Raw genomic sequence first — 17,365 nt, 5'->3', positions numbered from 1 at the left:
CGTGTCCGCCCCCAAGGTGGGCGATCTTCCGTCCGGTGGGTACGGACTGTCACGCATCGTCCAGGGCCTCCGGCGATCTCACGCCACGACGGAGCGCGGGGTTTGCGCAGAGTTTGATGTCGCGAGTCCTTGCCATTCATGTCGGTGCGGTCGACTAGCGTGGCACCTAGAGGGAGGCCCCACGATGTCCCACAAGACTCTCCTCCGCACGGGCCCGCTCTTGCAGGGCGGCATCAGCCCGTACGGGCCGCTCACGCCGGCGTCCGCCGACGGGCTCGCGCTCCCGCCGGGCTTCACCGGCCGGGTGGTGGCCCGGTCGGGCGACAAGGTGGCCGGGCTCACCTGGCACGCCGCGCCCGACGGCGGCGCCTGCTTCCCCGACGGCGCAGGCTGGATCTACGTCTCCAACTCCGAGCTGCCCCTGCTCGGCGGCGCCTCCGCGCTGCGCTTCCACGCCGACGGCACGGTCGCCGACGCCTACCGCATCCTGTCCGGCACCGACCTCAACTGCGCGGGCGGCGCCACGCCGTGGCACACCTGGCTGTCGTGCGAGCTCGGCGACCGCGGCCGCGTCTTCGAGTGCGACCCCTACGGCGCCCGCGCCGCCCGCCCCCGCCTGGCCATGGGCCGCTTCCGGCACGAGGCCGCCGCCTGCGACCCCGAGCGGCGCGTCGTCTACATGACCGAGGACGAGCACGACGGCTGCTTCTACCGCTTCCGTCCCGGCGACTGGGGCGACCTGACGGAGGGCACGCTGGAGGTGCTGTGCGCGTCGGGCGGATGGCGGCCGGTGCCGTCCCCGGCCGCGCTGCTCACCGCGGCCCGCCACCAGGTCGAGGACGCCCGCCACTTCGACGGCGGCGACGGCTGCCACTACGCGGGCGGCGTCTGCTACTTCACCACCAAGGGCGACACCGGCCTGTGGGCCTACGACGCCCACACCTCCACGCTCGACCGGCTGTGCGAGGGCGTGCGCGCGATCACCGCCGCCCCCTCCGGCGACCTCTACGTGGCCAGGGAGACGACGGAGATCGACGTCATCGCGCCCGACCGGGCCGTCACGCCGTTCCTGCGGCTCACCGGGCACGAGGGGGCCGAGCTCACGGGGCTGGCGTTCTCGCCGAGGGGCGACCGGCTCTACTTCTCGGCCAGGCGCGGCCGCACCGAGGGCCACACCTTCGAGGTTCGCGGCCCCTTCCGTCCCTGATCGCAGGCTCAGGTCAGGCAGCGGCCCCTTCCTCCCCTGATCGGTCTCCCGCCTCTCCCTGGCCCGCTTCGAGGCGCCGGGCTCGGAGTCCGACCGGGCCCAGGCCGAGCTCGTCCGCCGGTTCGGCACCGGCAGCCCCGACCTGGTCTTCCTGGTCACCCCCAGGTCGGGCACCGTCGACGACCCCGCGGCCGAGGCGGCGGGCCGCGCCCTCACCGACCGGATCGGCCGCTCGGACGGCGTCGCGGAGTCCTCCTCGTACTGGACCAGGGGCAGGCCCGCCACCCTGCGCAGCCGGGACGGCCGGCACGCGCTGATCGTGGTGCGCGTCCCCGGCGACGCCGACCACGTGCGGGCGCGGGTGCTGCCCGCGCTGGTGCCGCGGATCGTCGGCGAGCAGGGCCCGCTCCAGGTGCGGGCCGGCGGAGGGGAGGAGGTGTTCCGCGAGACCGTGCCGCTGGCTAGGCAGGACTTCGTCCGGGCCGAGCTGGTCATCTTCCCGCTGGCGTTCGTGCTGCTCTGGCTCTACCAGCGGCGGGTCATGGCCGCCCTTGCGCCGATCCTGGCGGGGGTGCTGGCCATGGTGGTCGGCCTGGCGCTGCTGCGCGGCGTCCTGGTGTTCGCGGAGGTCTCCACCTTCGCCCTCAACCTCACCCTCGCCATGGGCCTCGGGCTCGGCATCGACTACTGCCTGTTCGTCGTCCAGCGTTTCCGCGAGGAGGTGAGCGCCGGACGCGACCGCGCGGCAGCCGTCGCCGGAGCCGTCGAGCACGCCGGGCGGACCGTGCTGTTCAGCGGCCTCACGGTGGCCGCCTCGCTGGCCGTGCTGTTCGCGCTGCCCTTCGACTTCCTGCGCTCCTTCGCCTTCGCGGGCATCGCGGTCGTGGCCGGCGGTCTGTTCGCGGCGGTGATCGTGCTGCCCGCGGTGCTGGCCTCGGCCGGCGGCGCGATGCTGCCCGGGCCGGGGCGTCCCGGGCGCGGCGGAACCGAGGCCCGGGGAGCCGGGTTCTGGCACGGCCTGGCCGTCCGGGTCATGCGCCGGCCGGTGGTGTCCGGCGGCCTGGCGGCGGCGCTGCTGCTGGTGCTCGCCTCGCCGTTCCTCGGCCTGCGCTTCGGCACGGCCGACGACCGCATCCTGCCGCCGGAGGCGTCCTCGCGGCAGACCCAGGAGGTCATCCGGCAGACCTTCCCGGCGGAGGAGACCGACGCCATCCAGATCGTCTCGACGGGTGCGGCGCGGGCCGCCGACGTCTCGGCGTACGCGATGCGGCTCTCGCGGGTTCCCGGGGTCGCCCAGGTCGACTCCGCCGCCGGCGCCCACGCGGCCGGGCGGCGGGTCGGCGACGGCGACCCGGCCCGCTTCCGCGGGCAGGGCGCGTGGTTGTCGGTGGTGCCCTCCGCCGAGGCGCTGGCCGGTGACCCCGTCCGGCTGGTGGAGTCCGTACGGGCCGTGCCGCCGCCCTTCGAGGTCCTGGTCGGCGGCTATCCCGCCGAGCTGGCCGACTTCCGCGCCTCGGTCGTCGACCGCCTGCCGCTGGTGCTGGCGCTCATGCTGGGCGTCACGTTCGCCGTGCTGTTCCTGATGACCGGCAGCCTGGTGCTCCCGCTCAAGGCGACCTTGCTGAACGTCCTCAGCCTCGGCGTCATGTTCGGCGCCGTCGTCTGGATCTTCCAGGAGGGCCACCTGTCGGGTCTGCTCGGCTTCACCCCGACCGGCACGCTCGACCCGAGCATCCCGATCCTCATGCTCTGCGTCGCCTACGGCCTGTCGATGGACTACGAGGTCTTCCTGCTGTCCAGGATCAAGGAGGAGTACGACAGGACGGGCGACACCGGGCAGGCCGTCGCCACCGGCATGCAGCGCGGCGCGCCCCTGATCACCGCGGCGGGCGGCATCCTGGCGCTCACGTTCGCCGCCTACGCCACCGCGCGGGTGGCGTTCGTGCAGATGCTCGGGGTCGGCATGGCCGTCGCGGTGCTGGCGGACGCCACCGTGATCAGGGCGGTGCTGGTGCCGAGCCTGATGCGCCTGGCCGGGCCGCTCAACTGGTGGCCGCGAGGTCGAGCGACCACATCTCCTCGGTGACCTCGGCGCCGTTCTCCACGCCCGGCTCCGCCGACTCCAGCTCGAACCCGGCCGTCTGGTAGATGCGCCGCGCGCTCACCAGGCAGTCGCGCGTCCACAGCGTGATCCGCCGGTAGCCCCGGTCCCTGGCGTGGCGCAGGCACTCGGCCACCAGGCGCCGCCCGATCCCGAGGCCGCGCGCCGACGGCTCGACCAGCAACATGCGCAGCTTGGCCGTCGTGTCGTCCTGGTGCACGCAGAACACGCACCCGGCGCGCTCGCCGTCGACCTCGGCGATCCAGCCGGCGTCGCGGGCGGGGTCGTAGGCGCCCACGATCCTGGCCACGAGCTGCTCGAACTCGGTGCCCCAGCCGTACTCCTCGCTGTAGAGGGCGCCGTGCCGGTAGGCGACCCAGCCGAGGTCGCCCGTCCGCGGGGGCCTGATCACGTACGAGCGGGCGGCCGGCTCGCCGAGCAGCCGCCGGATCGTCGCCATGCTGCCGACCAGCAGCGCCCGGTCGGCCTCGGGCAGGCCGTCGAGCAGCCGTTCGATCTCCTCGGCCGAACGGCGGTCGAGCCCGGCGAAGGTGGCCGCGCCCGCCTCGGTCAGCCGGACGAGCTGCTTGCGGGCGTCGGCGGCCGACCGCTCGCGGGCGACCAGCCCGTCGCCCTCGAAGCGGGCCAGGATCCGGCTCAGGTAGCCCGCGTCGAGGTCGAGCAGGCCGCGCAGCTCGCCGGTCTCCATGCTCTCGGCGTGCGCGAGCTCGAACAGCACCCTGACTTCCGTCAGCGAGTAGGGCGAGTCGAGCATGCCTGCCTGGAGGACGCCGATCACTTTCGTATAGAACCGGTTGAAGGCTCTGATCTCAGAAACCCTTGCCTCCGTCAACGAATTCATTGCCCCAGTCAACCATAAGAAGGATCCCGTTGTGAACCTCTACATAGGCGGTTACGGCCCCGGCATCGTCACGGTGGGCGGCGAGCTGACCCGCGTGGCCTCGCCGTCGTTCCTGGCCGCCCACCCCACCCTGCCGGTGCTGTACGCGGCTGGCGAGCTGCAGCGCGGCTGGCTCACCGCCTTCACCACCGAGGGCGGCCTGTCCCCGCTGGACGAACGGTCCAGCGACGGCGACAGCCCCTGCCACGTCGCCGTCCACCCCTCGGGGAGCCTGCTGGCCGTGGCCAACTACGGCGACGGCACCGCCGGCCTGCACCACCTGGACGAGCGGGGCGCCTTCACCGGCGACCCCGTCGTCCTGCGGCACGAGGGCTCGGGCCCCGACCCCGACCGCCAGGCCGGCTCGCACGCCCACATGTGCGTCTTCCACGACGACGTCCTGCACGTCTCCGACCTGGGCACCGACGAGATCCGCCGTTACCGCCTGGACGGCTCCCCGCTCGACCCGATCACCCTGGCCCCCGGCACCGGCCCCCGCCACTTCGCCTTCGCCGGCGACCGCCTGTACGTGGCCGGCGAGCTGGACGGCACCGTGACCCTCGTCGAGGGCGAGCGCCGCACCGTCGTGCCCGCCTCGCGCGCCGGGGGCGACAACGCGCCCAGCCACCTGCAGCTCGACGGCGACCTGGTCTACGTCGCCAACCGCGGGCCCGACACGGTCTCGGTGCTGCGCGCCGCCGACCTGTCCCCGGTGGCCGAGGTGCCCTCGGGCGGCGTCTGGCCCCGCCACTTCGCCATCGCCGGCGACCGCCTGTACGTCGCCAACCAGAACTCCGGCGAGGTGACCGTGTTCACGCTGGAGGACGGGGTGCCCGAGCCGGCCGGCCAGTCGTACGAGGTGCCCAGCCCGTCCTGCGTGCTGCCCGCATAGAACGCCGGGCGGGAAGCGGCCCGGTGTAAGGATCTGGCCAAGTCGTGGCCCGGCCCCGTGGCGGGCCGCGACGATGGCCGGGTGCGCAAGCTCCTGCTGCTCCTCACCCTGTTGATCGCCGTCCTGCCGGCCGCCGGATGCGGCGGCGGTCCCGTGCGGCCGGCGCCGTCCGCGTCGCCCGCGCCGCCCGTCCCGCAGCCGTCGGAGACGGGACGGCCGTCGCCGCCGCCGGTGGACGCGGGGGAGTCCTGGCGGATCACCACCCGCGGGGCCGACCACGAGATCGAGGGCTACGCCGACCATGTGAGCGTCCTGCCCGGCCGGCCCTTCGCCCTGCACGTCTCCACCACCGCCCCGCGCTTCACCGCCGGCGCGTTCAGGATGGGCGCGCACCCGGCCAAGGTGTGGGAGTCGCCGCAGGTGGAGGGCGTGCGCCAGCCTCCGGCCAGGACCGTGCACGGCATGGTGACCGCCGCCCACTGGAAGCCCTCGCTCACCGTGGACACCCGCGGCTGGACGGAGGGCGCGTACCTGATCAGGCTCGACGCCTCGACCGGCGCCCAGCGGTACGTGCCGATCACCGTCCGCTCGGCCTCCACCCGGGGCCGCGTGGTGATGGTGAACGCGGTGACCACCTGGCAGGCGTACAACCTGTGGGGCGGCCGCAGCCTGTACCTGGGCCCCGGCGGGTTCGCCGACCGCTCGCGCGAGGTCACCTTCGACCGCCCGTACGACGGCGGCGGCGCCCGCCTGTTCCTCGACTTCGAGCAGTCGGCCCTGGCCGTGGCCGAGCGCAGCGGCGTGCCCCTGGCCTACCTCACCAGCCTCGACCTCGGCCCCGGCGTGCTGGACGGCGCCCGGGCCGTGGTCTCGCTCGGCCACGACGAGTACTGGTCGCCCGCCATGCGCACGGCCGTCACCAGGGCCAGGGACAGCGGGACGAACCTCGCCTTCCTCGGCGCGAACGCCGTCTACTGGCGCATCGCTATCAAGGGCAGGACGGTCGCCTGCGACAAGGAACGGCTCTGCCCGCTGTGGCGGGACTCCCGCCCGGAGAGCGCCCTGGTGGGGCAGATGTACGACTGCTTCCCCGCCCAGGGCGCCTACACGGTCCGCAGGCCGGGCCACTGGATCTTCGCGGGCACCCGGGGGCGGCGCTTCCCCGGCATGGTCGGCCCGGAGACCGACAAGGTCTCGCGCGGCTCACCGAAGGGCGTGGAGGTGCTGGCCGACTCGCCGTTCTCGTGCGGAGGACGCGGGACGACGTCGCAGAGCACGTACTACACGGCGCCGAGCGGGGCCGGGGTGTTCGCCTCGGGCACGATGCGCTGGGTGTGCGCGATGCGCGGCAAGCGCTGCGGCCACGGCGTCCCGGAGTCCGCGGCCGCCTTCACCCGCCGCGCCACGGCGAACGTGCTGACCCGGTTCGCCGCCGGCCCGGCCGGGCGCTCCGGCCAGCCCGCCCACCCTCCTCAGGGCCACGCGGGCCCCCCGGGGAACGCCGCCCCCGGGGCCGGCCCGAGGGCGGCCGGGGCGGCTATGAGCGGCGCTCGCGCAGGATCGCCGCCAGCCGCTCCCTGATCTCCCGCTCGGCCGCCTCCTTGTGCACGCCGAGATCGGCCAGGGCCCGCACCACCGGGCCCTCCTCCAGGGAGAGCACGCCGAGCAGCAGGTGCTCGGTGCCGACGTAGTTGTGCCCGAGCCGCAGGGCCTCGCGCAGGGTGAGCTCCAGCGCCTTGGCGGACTGCGCGGAGAACGGCAGGGTGACGGGCGACTGCCCGCCGCCGGGCGCCATGGCCGCCGTGACGGCCTCCCTGACCGCCTCGGGGGAGGCCCCGAGCGTGGTCATGGTGGCGGCGGCCAGCGCCTCGGGCACGTGCAGCAGCCCGAGCACCAGGTGCCCGACCTCGATGTGGTCGTGCCCCGACAGGCGCGCCTCCTCCTGGGACTTGACCACCGCGACCCGGGCCTTGTCGGTGTAGCGGGCGTAGTTGCGCAGGTCGTCGGCGAGCGAGCCGCCCTCCTTGACCACGAACCGCTTCTGCGCGGCCTGCTTGGTCACGCCCATGCTGCGGCCGATGTCGGTCCAGGAGGCGCCGGAGTGGCGGGCGTGGTCCACGAAGTGGCCGATCAGGTGGTCGGCCACCTCTCCGAGGTGCTCGCCCAGCGTGACGGCGTCGGAGAGCTGGCCGAGCGGGTCGCCGTCCGGATGACGGCTCTTGATGGCGGCGATGAGGTCGTCGAGACGTACGGTTTCATCCATGCGTCAACCATAGGTTGACGCTGATGTGCCGTCAACCCCGGGTTGACGATCGCCGCTTCCAGGAAATGATCGAGGGCCGCGCGTTTGGTCTAGACCACTGAGCGTCGCGGCAGGCACAATGCGAGCAGTCACCGAGCAATGGTTCGTGAACCCCATCGGGAGGAACCCGCCATGCGTATAGGAGTGCTCACCGGAGGCGGAGACTGTCCGGGTCTCAACGCCGTCATCAGGGCCGTGGTGCGTAAGGGGGTGAGCACGTACGGCCATGAGTTCGTGGGCTTCCGCGACGGCTGGCGCGGGCCCCTGGAAGGCGACACGATGCCGCTCGACATCCAGGCCGTACGAGGCATCCTGCCGCGGGGCGGCACCATTCTCGGATCCTCCCGCACCAACCCGATCAAGATCGAGGGCGGCGTCGACCGCATCAAGGAGAACCTCGCCGCCACCGGCGTCGACGCCCTGATCGCCATCGGCGGCGAGGACACGCTCGGCGTGGCCAAACAGCTCTACGACCGTGACGTCAAGGTCGTGGGCGTGCCCAAGACCATCGACAACGACCTGTCCGGCACCGACTACACCTTCGGCTTCGACACCGCGGTCAACATCGCGATGGAGGCCATCGACCGGCTGCACACCACCGCCGAGTCCCACCACCGCGCGCTGATCTGCGAGGTCATGGGCCGCCACGCGGGCTGGATCGCGCTGCACGCGGGCATGGCCGGCGGCGCGAACGTGATCCTCATCCCCGAGAAGCCGTTCGACATCGACCGGGTCTGCGAGTACGTCGAGTCCCGCTTCCGCACCCGCTACTCGCCGATCATCGTCGTGGCCGAGGGCGCCCACCCGATCGAGGGCCAGATGGAGCTGCAGACCGGCACCCTCGACGCGTTCGGGCACGTCCGGCTCGGCGGCATCGGCGAGGTGCTGGCCAAGGAGATCGAGAAGCGCACCGGCAAGGAGGCCCGCACCACCGTGCTCGGCCACATCCAGCGCGGCGGCACCCCGACGGCCTACGACCGGGTGCTGGCCACCAGGTTCGGGCTGCAGGCGATCGACGCCGTGCACGAGGGCGACTACGGCACGATGGTCGCGCTGCGCGGCACCGACATCGTCCGGGTCGGGCTCGACGAGGCGACGGCCGAGCTGAAGACCGTCCCGGCCTCCCGGTACTCCGAGGCCGAGGTGTTCTTCGGGTGAGGCTCTCTACGGCTGGCTGAAAGCGGCTTGCAAGCGCCGGGCCGTACTTTCTGGGCAGCGGGGTTACCGCTTACAACCCCCCTCGGGGTACGGCTTGGGGCGCAGCGAGTCGGCGGCCCACTTTGCGCCGCAAGCCGTACCCAGGAGATAGCTCAATCGCGGGGCGCGCCGAGGTGATCCACCTCCGGCGCGCCCTCGTCGCGTCCGGCCCCGTCCGGACGCTCGTCGCCGCGGGCTACCTGCGGCGGGTGCGCATCATCCGCTGCTGTTGCGGGCGGGGGGCGGCCTGCGGCGCGGGGTAGGCCAGGCGCTGCTGCTGCTGGGCGGCGCGCCGGCGCAGCTCCAGGCGGGCGACCATCTCGGCGTCCTCGTGCAGCTCCTCCTCCGAGGGCGCGAGGATCACCATGAGCAGCATGGTCAGCGTGATCAGGCTGATCACGGTCATGAGCGGGACGAGGAAGTCGAGGGCGTCCGCGCCGGTGACCATGCCGGGCTCGGCGTCGACGGTGACCCGCATGGCGTACATGCCGGTGTAGTGCATGCCCGAGACGGCCACGCCCATGACCAGCGCCGCGCCGGTGATCCAGACCGGCTTCTTGACCCGCAGCGTGAACCAGAGCGCGGCGGTCGCGGCCACGACGGCGATCACCACGGACCCGGCCACGATCGTGCGGTCGTAGGAGACGTGGGCGCTCATGTTCATCGCGTACATGCCGAGGTAGTGCATGCTGGCCACGCCGAGCCCGGTGAGCAGGCCGCCGCCGAGCAGCGCCAGCGCCCGGCCGCGGCCGTAGGAGACCAGGAACAGCCCGGTGCCGACCACCACCACTGCCACGGCGGCCGAGGCGACGGTGAGCGGCACGTCGTACTTGATCTGCGTGCCCTCCACCGCGAAGCCCATCATCCCGACGAAGTGCATGACCCAGATGCCGGTGCCGCCGATGGAGATGGCCGCGCCGATCAACCAGCGCACCCGCGACGCGCCGCGGCTGGCGTGCGCCTGTGCGGTGAGCCGCAGTCCGAGCATCGAACCCAGGCACGACATCAGGTACGCCAGCAGCGGTGTGAGCGGTCCGTGGGTGAAATGATTAACAGCGGTCATATATCGACATTCCTTGTGATTAGGGGTTGACGGATTGTGTCATCCGGTCCGCCCCTCCTGTATGGATAACGCAACTATCTGTCAACCGGCGTGTCGGAAACATGAGAGGGTCTCATGAGCATCGAGGGGCCCTTCTGGCGCGCGATCGCCGTCTTCCGCGCCGCGTCGTTGCTGTACGCGGCCGTGCTGATGGCCCAGTACCGCGGGTACGAGCAGCCGGTCGCCGGCTGGCTGGTGATCGCCCTGATGGCGTTGTGGACGGCCGGAGCCACCTACGCGTACGCGTCGGAAAGGCTGCGCGGGTGGCCGCTGCTGGCCGTGGACCTGCTGGTGGCGCTGGCCTGCCTGCTGACGTCCCCGTACGTGGAGGGCGCCCGTCAGGGCGTGGCGGGCACCATGCCCGTGCCCGCCACCTGGGTCGCCGCGCCCGTCCTGGCCTGGGCCGTGTACGGCGGCAGGCGCGCGGGCGCGGTGGCGGCGGCCCTGGTCGCCGCCGCGGACCTGTGGCTGCGCGTGCGCGCCCCCGAGGCGCCCGTGATGATCAACGGCGCGGTCCTGCTGTTCCTGTCAGGAGTGGTGGTCGGACACGTGGCCCGGCTGGCCAAGGAGGCCGAGGAGCGCATGCAGCGCGCGGCCGAGATGGAGGCCGCCCAGCGCGAACGCGACCGGCTGGCCCGCGACCTGCACGACTCCGTCCTGCAGGTGCTGGCCCTGGTCCAGCGGCGCGGCCGGCAGATCGGCGGCGAGGCGGCCGAGCTGGGCCGCCTGGCCGGCGAGCAGGAGGCCGCGCTGCGCGAGCTCATCGCCGCCCGCCCCGCCCCGACCGGCGCCACGGACCTGCGCTCCCTGCTCATGCGGCACGGCTCGCCGCTGGTGACGGTCTCCACCCCGGCCACGCCGCTCGTCCTGCCCACGCCGGCGGCCGAGGGCGTGGCGGCCGCGGTCGGGGCCGCACTGGACAACGTGCGCGAGCACTGCGGCGCGGGCGCGCGGGCCTGGGTGTTCGCCGAGTCCTGCGACGACGTGGTCATGGTGACCGTGCGCGACGAGGGCCCCGGCATCCCGGAGGGGCGCCTGGAGCGGGCCGCCGCCGAGGGCCGCCTGGGCGTCGCGCAGTCCATCCGCGGGCGCGTCGCCGACCTGGGCGGGACGGTCGCCGTCGCCTCCACGCCGTCCGGGACCGAGATCGAGATCAGTCTTCCCTGCGGATAGGCGCGGATAGGCGGGGACCGGCCCGGTTAGAGTGACGTCATGGTGCGGGTCATGGTGGTGGACGACCATCCCATGTGGCGCGACGGCGTGGCCAGGGATCTGTCCGAGGCGGGCTACGAGGTCGTGGCCGTGGTGGGGGAGGGCCGGCAGGCGATCAGGGCGGCCGCGGCCGTGCGCCCCCAGGTCGTCGTGCTGGATCTGCGCCTGCCCGACATGTCCGGCGCGGAGGTGGCCGCCGGGCTGGCCGGGGCCGAACCGGCGCCCAAGGTCCTGGTGTTGTCGGCCAGCGCCGAGCAGGACGACGTGCTGGCGGCCGTCAAGGCGGGCGCGTCCGGCTACCTGGTGAAGTCGGCGAGCCGGGAGGAGTTCCTCGACGCCGTCCGCCGCACCGCCGAAGGCGACGCCGTCTTCACGCCGGGCCTGGCCGGGCTGGTGCTGGGGGAGTACCGGAGGCTGGCCGCGCGCCCCGCCGCCGGACGCGCCGACGACGACGGCCCGAGGCTGACCGAGCGCGAGACCGAAGTGCTCAGGCTGGTCGCCAAGGGCCTGACCTACCGGCAGGTCGCCGACCGCCTGGTGCTCTCGCACCGCACGGTCCAGAACCACGTGCAGAACACGCTGAGCAAGCTCCAGCTGCACAACCGGGTGGAACTGGTCCGATATGCGATCGAGCAGGGCCTCGACGCGGACTAAACTCGATGGGTCGCGGCGTTGCCTTCCTAGCGGCCGCGCCTTCCCCGTCTTCCCCGGAGGTTCCACCATGACGATGTCCGCCCTGGGCGAGCCATGCGTTCTGCTCAAGCTGGGCGAGATCGTTCTCAAGGGCAAGAACCGTGAGCTGTTCGAGCGCCGTCTGATCGACAACATCCGCTTCGCGCTCCAGGATCTCGGCCTCAAGACGGACGTCCGCCGGCGCCACGGCGTCGTCGCGATCTTCCTGCCCGAGGGGTCGGACGTCGAGCAGGCCGACGCGGTGGCCCGGCGGGTCGCCGACGTGCCCGGCCTGGTGTGGATCCACCGCGCCTGGCGGGTGGCCAAAGACCCCGACACCGTGCTCAAGGCCGGCCTGGAACTGATCCGCGACCGCGAGGAGGTCGCCCGCGGGGCCCGCTTCGCGGTGCGCTCCCGCCGCCGCGACAAGCGCTTCCCGCTGACCTCCAACGAGCTCGACCGGCTCGTCGGCGGCGCGATCAACGACGAGTACCACCTGCCCGTCGACCTGAAGAACCCCGAGCTGACCGTCTTCATCGAGGTCGACCGGGACGAGGTGTTCGTCTTCACCGACGGCATCCCGGGCCAGGGCGGCCTGCCGGTCGGCAGCAGCGGCCGGGCGCTGGTGCTCATGTCGGGCGGCATCGACTCGCCGGTGGCGGCCTACCGGATGATGAAGCGCGGCCTGCACGTCGACTTCCTGCACTTCTCCGGCATCCCGTTCACCACCTCCGAGTCGATCTACAAGGCGTACGCGCTGGTCAGGAAGCTCGACAGGTTCCAGGGCAGGTCGCGGCTGTGGGTGGTGCCGTTCGGCAAGGCGCAGCAGTCGATCCGCAACTCGGGCCAGGACCGCCTGGCCGTGATCGCCCAGCGGCGGCTCATGCTGAAGACGGCCGAGGAGGTCGCCCACCGCATCCGCGCCGGCGCGCTGATCACCGGCGACGCGCTCGGCCAGGTCTCCTCCCAGACGCTGGCCAACATCACCGCCCAGGACAACGCGGTCGAGCTGCCGATCCTGCGCCCGCTCGTGGGCTGGGACAAGACCGAGATCATGGCCGAGGCCCGGCGCATCGGCACGCTGGAGATCTCGGAGCTGCCCGACGAGGACTGCTGCTCCCTGCTGGCTCCCAAGCGCGCCGAGACGCGGGCCAAGATCGACGACCTCAAGCAGATCGAGAAGCGGCTCGACGCCGAGGAGCTGTGCGTGCAGCTCGCCGACTCGATCCAGGAGTACACGCTGTAGCTCAGGCCGCGTCGACCTTGAACGGGTCGTGCTCGGCCAGCAGCTTGTCCAGCCTGGCCTGGTCCACGCGGTTGGTCACCTCCGCCAGCTCCTGCCGGTCGCGGACGACCTTGCACAGGTTGACCGTGGAGGTGACCACGTACAGCAGGCCGAGCGCGAGGAACGCCCTGATCCAGCCGGAGGCCGGCAGGTAGATCAGGGCGATCACCACGGACGACACGGAGACGGCGAACGACAGGACCGCCTGGACGTAGAACGCGGCGGTCTGCGTGGGACGGATGGGCTTGCTCATGAGTTCATGGTGATCTCGCAGGCCAGGCCGTCGCATGGGCTTTCGTACTCAAGTTACTAATGAGTACGAAAGGCTCGGCCGCAGCCCCGGACGCGGGGCGCGGGCGGGCCGATGGCAGGATGGCCCAAGACGCGAGATCGGTGAGGGGAGTGATCGTGGAGGAGTCGCGCCTGCCTCCAGGCCAGTACGTCCCGCGCGGCCGCCCCGTGATCCACTACGGCAGGGTGCCCGCCTTCAAGCCGGACAGCTGGGACTTCCGCGTCTTCGGCGCCACGGCCTCCGGCGAGGAGCACTGCCTGACGTGGGCGGACTTCGAGCTGCTGCCCCGGGACACGCGCATCGCCGACTTCCACTGCGTGACCAAGTTCTCCCTCATGGCCAACGAGTGGCGGGGCGTCACCCCGGCCACGATCATGGAGCTGGCGCCGCCCGACCCCGGCGTGCGCCACGTCATGATCTGGGCCGAGTACGGCTACAGCGCCAACCTCCGCATGTCCGACTTCGCCGCCCCCGACACCCTGTTCGCCACGGAGCTGGACGAGAAGCCGCTCAGCCCCGACCGCGGTTTCCCCGTGCGCATCGTGGTCCCCCACCTGTACGCGTGGAAGAGCGTCAAGTGGGTGCGCGCCGTCGAATACCTCCTGGAGGACCGGCGCGGCTTCTGGGAGGAACGCGGATACCACAACCTGGCCGATCCCTGGCGCGAACAGCGCTACTCCTATCAGGAGGAACCCGGCGAGGGCCCCCCGTAGACTTCACTGCGGGTTTCCACCCGAACACGACCGGTTATTGGCTACGGTTTGGCGCATGCAGACCACCGCATGCGTGGCGCTCTCCCTCCTGCTCTTCCTCCTCGGCTACGCCTGCGCCAGGACGCGCCGCCCGGCGCTCCCGGAAGGCGGCGGCAAGCACGAGGCCACCTTCACCGCGTTGCACGTCGCGGGGCTGGCCGCGCCCGCCCTGCGCGGCGGGCTCGACCGCGACTCGGCGCGCAAGGCCGTACGCCACCTGCACGCGCTGCTCGGCACCCGCGCCGTCGCGATCACCTCCACCGACGCCGCGCTGGCCTGGAACGGCCCGTGCACCGACGACGTGCTCACCTACGCCCGCACCACCCTGGCCGCCGGGCGGGCGCAGGTGTTCGCCGGGCAGCCGTACGGGGCCGTGGTCGTGCCGCTGACCGTGGACGACACGGTCGTGGGCACGCTGGCGGCCTTCGACGAGGAGGTCAGCGCGGCGCTCGTGCGCGCCGTGACCGAGCTGGGTCGCTGGGTGTCGGGGCAGCTGGAGCTGGCCGACCTCGACGCCTCCCGCAGGCGGGCCCTGGAGGCCGAGATGCGCGCCCTTCGTGCCCAGATCTCGCCGCACTTCGTCTACAACGCGCTGACCACGATCGCCTCGTTCGTCCGGACGAACCCCAAGCGCGCCCGCGAGCTGCTGCTCGACTTCGCCGACTTCTCCCGTTACGCCCTGCGCCGGGCCCACGACTTCACCACCCTGGCCGACGAGCTGACCTGCGTCGACCGGTACCTGCTGCTGGAGCGCGCCCGCTTCGGCGACAAGCTGCGCTTCAGCCTGCAGGTCGCGCCCGAGGTGCTGCCGGTGCCGGTGCCGTTCCTGTGCCTGCAACCGCTGGTGGAGAACGCCATCAAGCACGGCATGCGCGGCCGGCGCGGCGGCGGCGAGGTGCGGGTCGTGGTCCGCGACGCCGGCCCCGAGGCCCACATCACCGTCGAGGACGACGGCACCGGCATGGACCCCGAGTGCGCCAGGCGCATGCTCGACGGCGAACCGGCCCGCGAGGGCGGCGGCATCGGCCTGGCCAACGTGGACCTGCGCATGCGCCAGATCTACGGCGACGGCTACGGCCTCGTCGTGGAGACCGCGCTCGGCGCCGGCACCCGGGTCCGGCTGCGCGTCCCGAAGACGCAATTTACCTCATTGTAGTCAATTCCTTACGCTGAGCTGGCGTGTCGCTTGTGACCTCTGCTTTCATACGGCAGCGTGGAGCCCATGCTGAGGGTCCTGGCGGTCGACGACGAGCTGCCCGCTCTTGAGGAGCTCGCCTACCTGCTGCGCCAGGACACGAGAATCGAACACGTCGCGACCGCGGCCGACGGCGTCACCGCGCTGCAGGACATGGTGCAGATGATCGGCGGCGGCGAGCGGCTCGACGCGATCTTCCTCGACATCCGCATGCCGGGCCTCGACGGGCTCGACCTCGCCCGGCTGGTCGGCGGCTTCCCCTGCCCGCCCAAGCTGGTGTTCGTCACGGCGCACGAGGAGTGCGCGGTGCAGGCGTTCGAGCTGGAGGCCGTCGACTACCTGCTCAAACCGGTCCGGGCCGAGCGCCTGGCGGAGGCGGTCAGGCGGCTGGAGGCGGCCTCCGCGCCGCTCGCCGAGCCGAGCCAGGACGACGTGATCCCGGTCGAGCTGGGCGGGCGCACCAGGTTCGTGCCGCAGCAGGCCATCTGGTTCGCCGAGGCCAAGGGCGACTACGTGCGGCTGCACACCGGCGACGGCAGCTACCTCGTCCGCATGTCGCTGGCCGCGCTCGAACGCCGCTGGTCGGAGGCGGGGTTCATCCGCGTCCACCGCAGCACCCTGGTCTCGGCCCGGCACGTCAGCGAGCTGCGCTTCGAGGGCGGCCGGGTCACGCTCACCGTCGGCACCGAGACGTTGCAGGTCAGCCGGCGGCACAGCCGTCAGGTGCGCGAACAGCTCGTCCGCCAGCATCGCGGCGCCTTCTCCTGACCGCCGGCCCGCGGGGGCTGGTGCCGATGGGTGGGCGTGAAGCTGGGCGCGTCCGGCGGGCGCCGGGCGGGCGCCGAGCCCCGGCCGCCGGGCGGTCTGCCGCCGTGATGGTAAAAGATTTCCCAGGTCACGTCGGGGGTGGGCCCTTGGCGGCGGTTCCCGCGATGCCCTCCAGGGGCCTGCCGGTCGCTGGGAGGAACCATGAACCAGCCGTTCGTCGCTCGCCGGTGACCGCTCGCCGTCCGGCCACCCTCCGTATGTCGATGACTACAGACCGTTCAGCGAGCTGGCCGTGAACAGGGTTTCGCCCACAAGATCGCGACCGTAGTGTTTCGGCATCGGAAGCCACCCGGCGCATCGGGGGGGACGGGCCGCAAGGCTCAAGCAAGGGCCTGATGCGTCGGCTTCACCGGTGACCACCAGGTCACCACGGCTGTCGGGCCTTTGACCGGGGGGTAGGGCCCGCCTGCCGATCAGGTGAGGGGGCGCCTGCGGAGGCCACGGACCCCGGCCCCGCGATCCGGCCTTCGGGGGCGGCCGGATCGTGCGAGCAGGCGCCCCTATCACGATTGCTGACCAGGACGGGCTCTCATCCCCGTCACCGGGGATCGCGCCGGGTCAGCCCTCGTCGCGGAGCTTCTTCAGCAGCTCGATGTCCTCGCGGTGCTTGTCGGCCTTGCCGGGCGTCTCGATGCAGATCGGCACGCCCGCCACCGCCGGATGCCGCATGATCTCGGCGAACGGCTGCGCGCCGATGTGGCCCGCGCCGATGTTCTCGTGCCGGTCCTTCTTGGCCCCGCACACGTCTTTGCTGTCGTTGGCGTGGATGAGCTTGAGCCGGCCGGGCGCGATGGCGTGCAGGGCGTCGAACGTCTCCCGCACCCCGCCCTCGGCGGCCAGGTCGTGGCCGGCGGCGAAGGCGTGGCAGGTGTCGAGGCAGACGCAGGCCCGCGGGTGCCAGTCGAGCGCCGCGAGATAGGGCTCCAGGTCCTGGACGGTCGCGCAGAGCATCGCGCCCTGGCCCGCCATGGGCTCCAGCAGCAGGTCGGGGCCGCCCTCGGGGATCTCGTCGAGCAGCGGCAGCAGGGTCTCGTGAATCTGCCGCAGCGCGTCGTCGCGGGACTGGGTGACGGCCGAGCCGGTGTGGACCACGACGCCCTTGGCGCCGGTCTCGACCCCGCGCCGCAGCCCGTGGCGGACGACGGCGATGGAGTTGGCCAGCGTCTCGGGGTTGGGCGAGCCGAAGTTCACCAGGTACGGCACGTGGATGAACGCGGTGACGCCGGACTCGGCCAGCTTGGCGTCCTCGGCGGGCTTGCCGTCGTTGAGCGCCCAGCCGCGCGGGTTGGTGACGAACACCTGGACCATCTCGGCGCCGATCTCGGCCATGTACTTCAGGCCGCCGGTCGCCAGGCCGCCGGTGACGGACACGTGCCCGCCGATCAGGGATGTCAAGGTCATGATGGCTCCCAGTGTAGGCGCAGCTC

Annotated in this window: 16 protein-coding genes; 11 read left to right on the top strand and 5 right to left on the bottom strand. The window is 72.5% G+C overall.

Features of this window, described 5'->3' with window-relative positions:
- Positions 1-184: 184 nt before the first annotated feature.
- A complete protein-coding gene (locus ACIBK9_RS30175; RefSeq protein WP_364331674.1) occupies positions 185-1,207 on the top strand; it encodes an alkaline phosphatase PhoX in 1,023 nt (340 codons plus the stop codon).
- Positions 1,208-1,265: 58 nt separating this feature from the next.
- The gene (locus tag ACIBK9_RS30170; protein WP_397162348.1) at positions 1,266-3,293 is read left to right on the top strand and encodes an MMPL family transporter; all 2,028 of its coding nucleotides are present in this window, start codon (positions 1,266-1,268) and stop codon (positions 3,291-3,293) included.
- On the opposite strand, the gene ACIBK9_RS30165 is transcribed toward ACIBK9_RS30170, so the two are convergent.
- The gene (locus ACIBK9_RS30165) at positions 3,250-4,107 is read right to left on the bottom strand and encodes a GNAT family N-acetyltransferase (protein ID WP_397162213.1); all 858 of its coding nucleotides are present in this window, start codon (positions 4,105-4,107) and stop codon (positions 3,250-3,252) included. The genes ACIBK9_RS30170 and ACIBK9_RS30165 overlap by 44 nt on opposite strands.
- Before the next feature lie 94 nt (positions 4,108-4,201).
- Between ACIBK9_RS30165 and ACIBK9_RS30160 the strand changes: the two genes are divergently transcribed.
- Both ACIBK9_RS30160 and ACIBK9_RS30155 read left to right on the top strand, forming a co-directional pair.
- A complete protein-coding gene (locus tag ACIBK9_RS30160) occupies positions 4,202-5,101 on the top strand; it encodes a beta-propeller fold lactonase family protein (protein WP_352353237.1) in 900 nt (299 codons plus the stop codon).
- A gap of 81 nt (positions 5,102-5,182) precedes the next feature.
- Positions 5,183-6,682, top strand: coding sequence for a N,N-dimethylformamidase beta subunit family domain-containing protein (locus ACIBK9_RS30155; RefSeq protein ID WP_397162212.1), 1,500 nt, complete (start codon positions 5,183-5,185; stop codon positions 6,680-6,682).
- Here the strand turns inward: ACIBK9_RS30155 and ACIBK9_RS30150 are convergent.
- On the bottom strand, positions 6,639-7,364 hold the full coding sequence (locus tag ACIBK9_RS30150; protein ID WP_397162211.1) for a Clp protease N-terminal domain-containing protein: 726 nt from the start codon (positions 7,362-7,364) through the stop codon (positions 6,639-6,641). The genes ACIBK9_RS30155 and ACIBK9_RS30150 overlap by 44 nt on opposite strands.
- A gap of 171 nt (positions 7,365-7,535) precedes the next feature.
- Here ACIBK9_RS30150 and ACIBK9_RS30145 point away from each other — a divergent pair, with 171 nt between their 5' ends.
- Complete coding sequence (locus ACIBK9_RS30145; RefSeq protein ID WP_397162210.1) at positions 7,536-8,561, top strand: 6-phosphofructokinase; 1,026 nt, start codon at positions 7,536-7,538, stop codon at positions 8,559-8,561.
- A gap of 235 nt (positions 8,562-8,796) precedes the next feature.
- Here the strand turns inward: ACIBK9_RS30145 and ACIBK9_RS30140 are convergent, their stop codons facing one another.
- Positions 8,797-9,663, bottom strand: a complete 867-nt coding sequence (locus tag ACIBK9_RS30140) for an MHYT domain-containing protein (RefSeq protein WP_397162209.1) — start codon at positions 9,661-9,663, stop codon at positions 8,797-8,799.
- 114 nt (positions 9,664-9,777) lie between these two features.
- Here ACIBK9_RS30140 and macS point away from each other — a divergent pair, with 114 nt between their 5' ends.
- The 3 genes from macS (at position 9,778) to thiI (ending at position 12,832) form a co-directional block, all read left to right on the top strand.
- Positions 9,778-10,875: a MacS family sensor histidine kinase gene (macS, locus tag ACIBK9_RS30135; RefSeq protein WP_397162208.1), complete on the top strand. Its 1,098-nt coding sequence runs from the start codon at positions 9,778-9,780 to the stop codon at positions 10,873-10,875.
- 39 nt (positions 10,876-10,914) lie between these two features.
- Entirely contained in the window at positions 10,915-11,568 is a 654-nt protein-coding gene (locus ACIBK9_RS30130) for a response regulator transcription factor (RefSeq protein WP_364331652.1), read from the top strand.
- 67 nt (positions 11,569-11,635) lie between these two features.
- Positions 11,636-12,832 carry a tRNA uracil 4-sulfurtransferase ThiI gene (thiI, locus tag ACIBK9_RS30125; protein WP_397162207.1) on the top strand — a complete coding sequence of 399 codons (1,197 nt, stop codon included), beginning with the start codon at positions 11,636-11,638 and terminating at the stop codon, positions 12,830-12,832.
- Position 12,833: 1 nt separating this feature from the next.
- On the opposite strand, the gene ACIBK9_RS30120 is transcribed toward thiI, so the two are convergent.
- Positions 12,834-13,124, bottom strand: a complete 291-nt coding sequence (locus tag ACIBK9_RS30120; protein WP_352330712.1) for a YiaA/YiaB family inner membrane protein — start codon at positions 13,122-13,124, stop codon at positions 12,834-12,836.
- Positions 13,125-13,279: 155 nt separating this feature from the next.
- Between ACIBK9_RS30120 and ACIBK9_RS30115 the strand changes: the two genes are divergently transcribed.
- From ACIBK9_RS30115 to ACIBK9_RS30105, 3 genes are all read left to right on the top strand, one after another.
- Positions 13,280-13,876 carry a molybdopterin-dependent oxidoreductase gene (locus tag ACIBK9_RS30115; RefSeq protein WP_357993229.1) on the top strand — a complete coding sequence of 199 codons (597 nt, stop codon included), beginning with the start codon at positions 13,280-13,282 and terminating at the stop codon, positions 13,874-13,876.
- A gap of 55 nt (positions 13,877-13,931) precedes the next feature.
- Complete coding sequence (locus tag ACIBK9_RS30110) at positions 13,932-15,071, top strand: sensor histidine kinase (RefSeq protein ID WP_397162206.1); 1,140 nt, start codon at positions 13,932-13,934, stop codon at positions 15,069-15,071.
- Between the two features lie 66 nt (positions 15,072-15,137).
- Complete coding sequence (locus ACIBK9_RS30105; RefSeq protein ID WP_397162205.1) at positions 15,138-15,878, top strand: LytR/AlgR family response regulator transcription factor; 741 nt, start codon at positions 15,138-15,140, stop codon at positions 15,876-15,878.
- Positions 15,879-16,496: 618 nt separating this feature from the next.
- Here the strand turns inward: ACIBK9_RS30105 and ACIBK9_RS30100 are convergent.
- Complete coding sequence (locus tag ACIBK9_RS30100; RefSeq protein ID WP_397162204.1) at positions 16,497-17,339, bottom strand: deoxyribonuclease IV; 843 nt, start codon at positions 17,337-17,339, stop codon at positions 16,497-16,499.
- Positions 17,340-17,365 lie beyond the last annotated feature (26 nt).

This window comes from Nonomuraea sp. NPDC050227, from assembly GCF_044459705.1.
Taxonomy (GTDB): Bacteria; Actinomycetota; Actinomycetes; order Streptosporangiales; family Streptosporangiaceae; genus Nonomuraea.
Note: the sequence above shows the minus strand (reverse complement) of the source record. Positions and strands in the feature narration are given on the sequence as shown.

Bases quoted from the DNA above. Each gene is read 5' to 3' on its own strand.
- ACIBK9_RS30175 (WP_364331674.1), top strand. From the start codon at position 185: ATGTCCCACAAGACTCTCCTCCGCACGGGCCCGCTCTTGCAGGGCGGC.
- ACIBK9_RS30150 (WP_397162211.1), bottom strand. From the start codon at position 7,364: ATGGATGAAACCGTACGTCTCGACGACCTCATCGCCGCCATCAAGAGC.
- ACIBK9_RS30145 (WP_397162210.1), top strand. From the start codon at position 7,536: ATGCGTATAGGAGTGCTCACCGGAGGCGGAGACTGTCCGGGTCTCAAC.
- ACIBK9_RS30140 (WP_397162209.1), bottom strand. From the start codon at position 9,663: ATGACCGCTGTTAATCATTTCACCCACGGACCGCTCACACCGCTGCTG.
- macS (WP_397162208.1), top strand. From the start codon at position 9,778: ATGAGCATCGAGGGGCCCTTCTGGCGCGCGATCGCCGTCTTCCGCGCC.
- ACIBK9_RS30130 (WP_364331652.1), top strand. From the start codon at position 10,915: ATGGTGCGGGTCATGGTGGTGGACGACCATCCCATGTGGCGCGACGGC.
- thiI (WP_397162207.1), top strand. From the start codon at position 11,636: ATGACGATGTCCGCCCTGGGCGAGCCATGCGTTCTGCTCAAGCTGGGC.
- ACIBK9_RS30120 (WP_352330712.1), bottom strand. From the start codon at position 13,124: ATGAGCAAGCCCATCCGTCCCACGCAGACCGCCGCGTTCTACGTCCAG.
- ACIBK9_RS30110 (WP_397162206.1), top strand. From the start codon at position 13,932: ATGCAGACCACCGCATGCGTGGCGCTCTCCCTCCTGCTCTTCCTCCTC.
- ACIBK9_RS30105 (WP_397162205.1), top strand. From the start codon at position 15,138: ATGCTGAGGGTCCTGGCGGTCGACGACGAGCTGCCCGCTCTTGAGGAG.
- ACIBK9_RS30100 (WP_397162204.1), bottom strand. From the start codon at position 17,339: ATGACCTTGACATCCCTGATCGGCGGGCACGTGTCCGTCACCGGCGGC.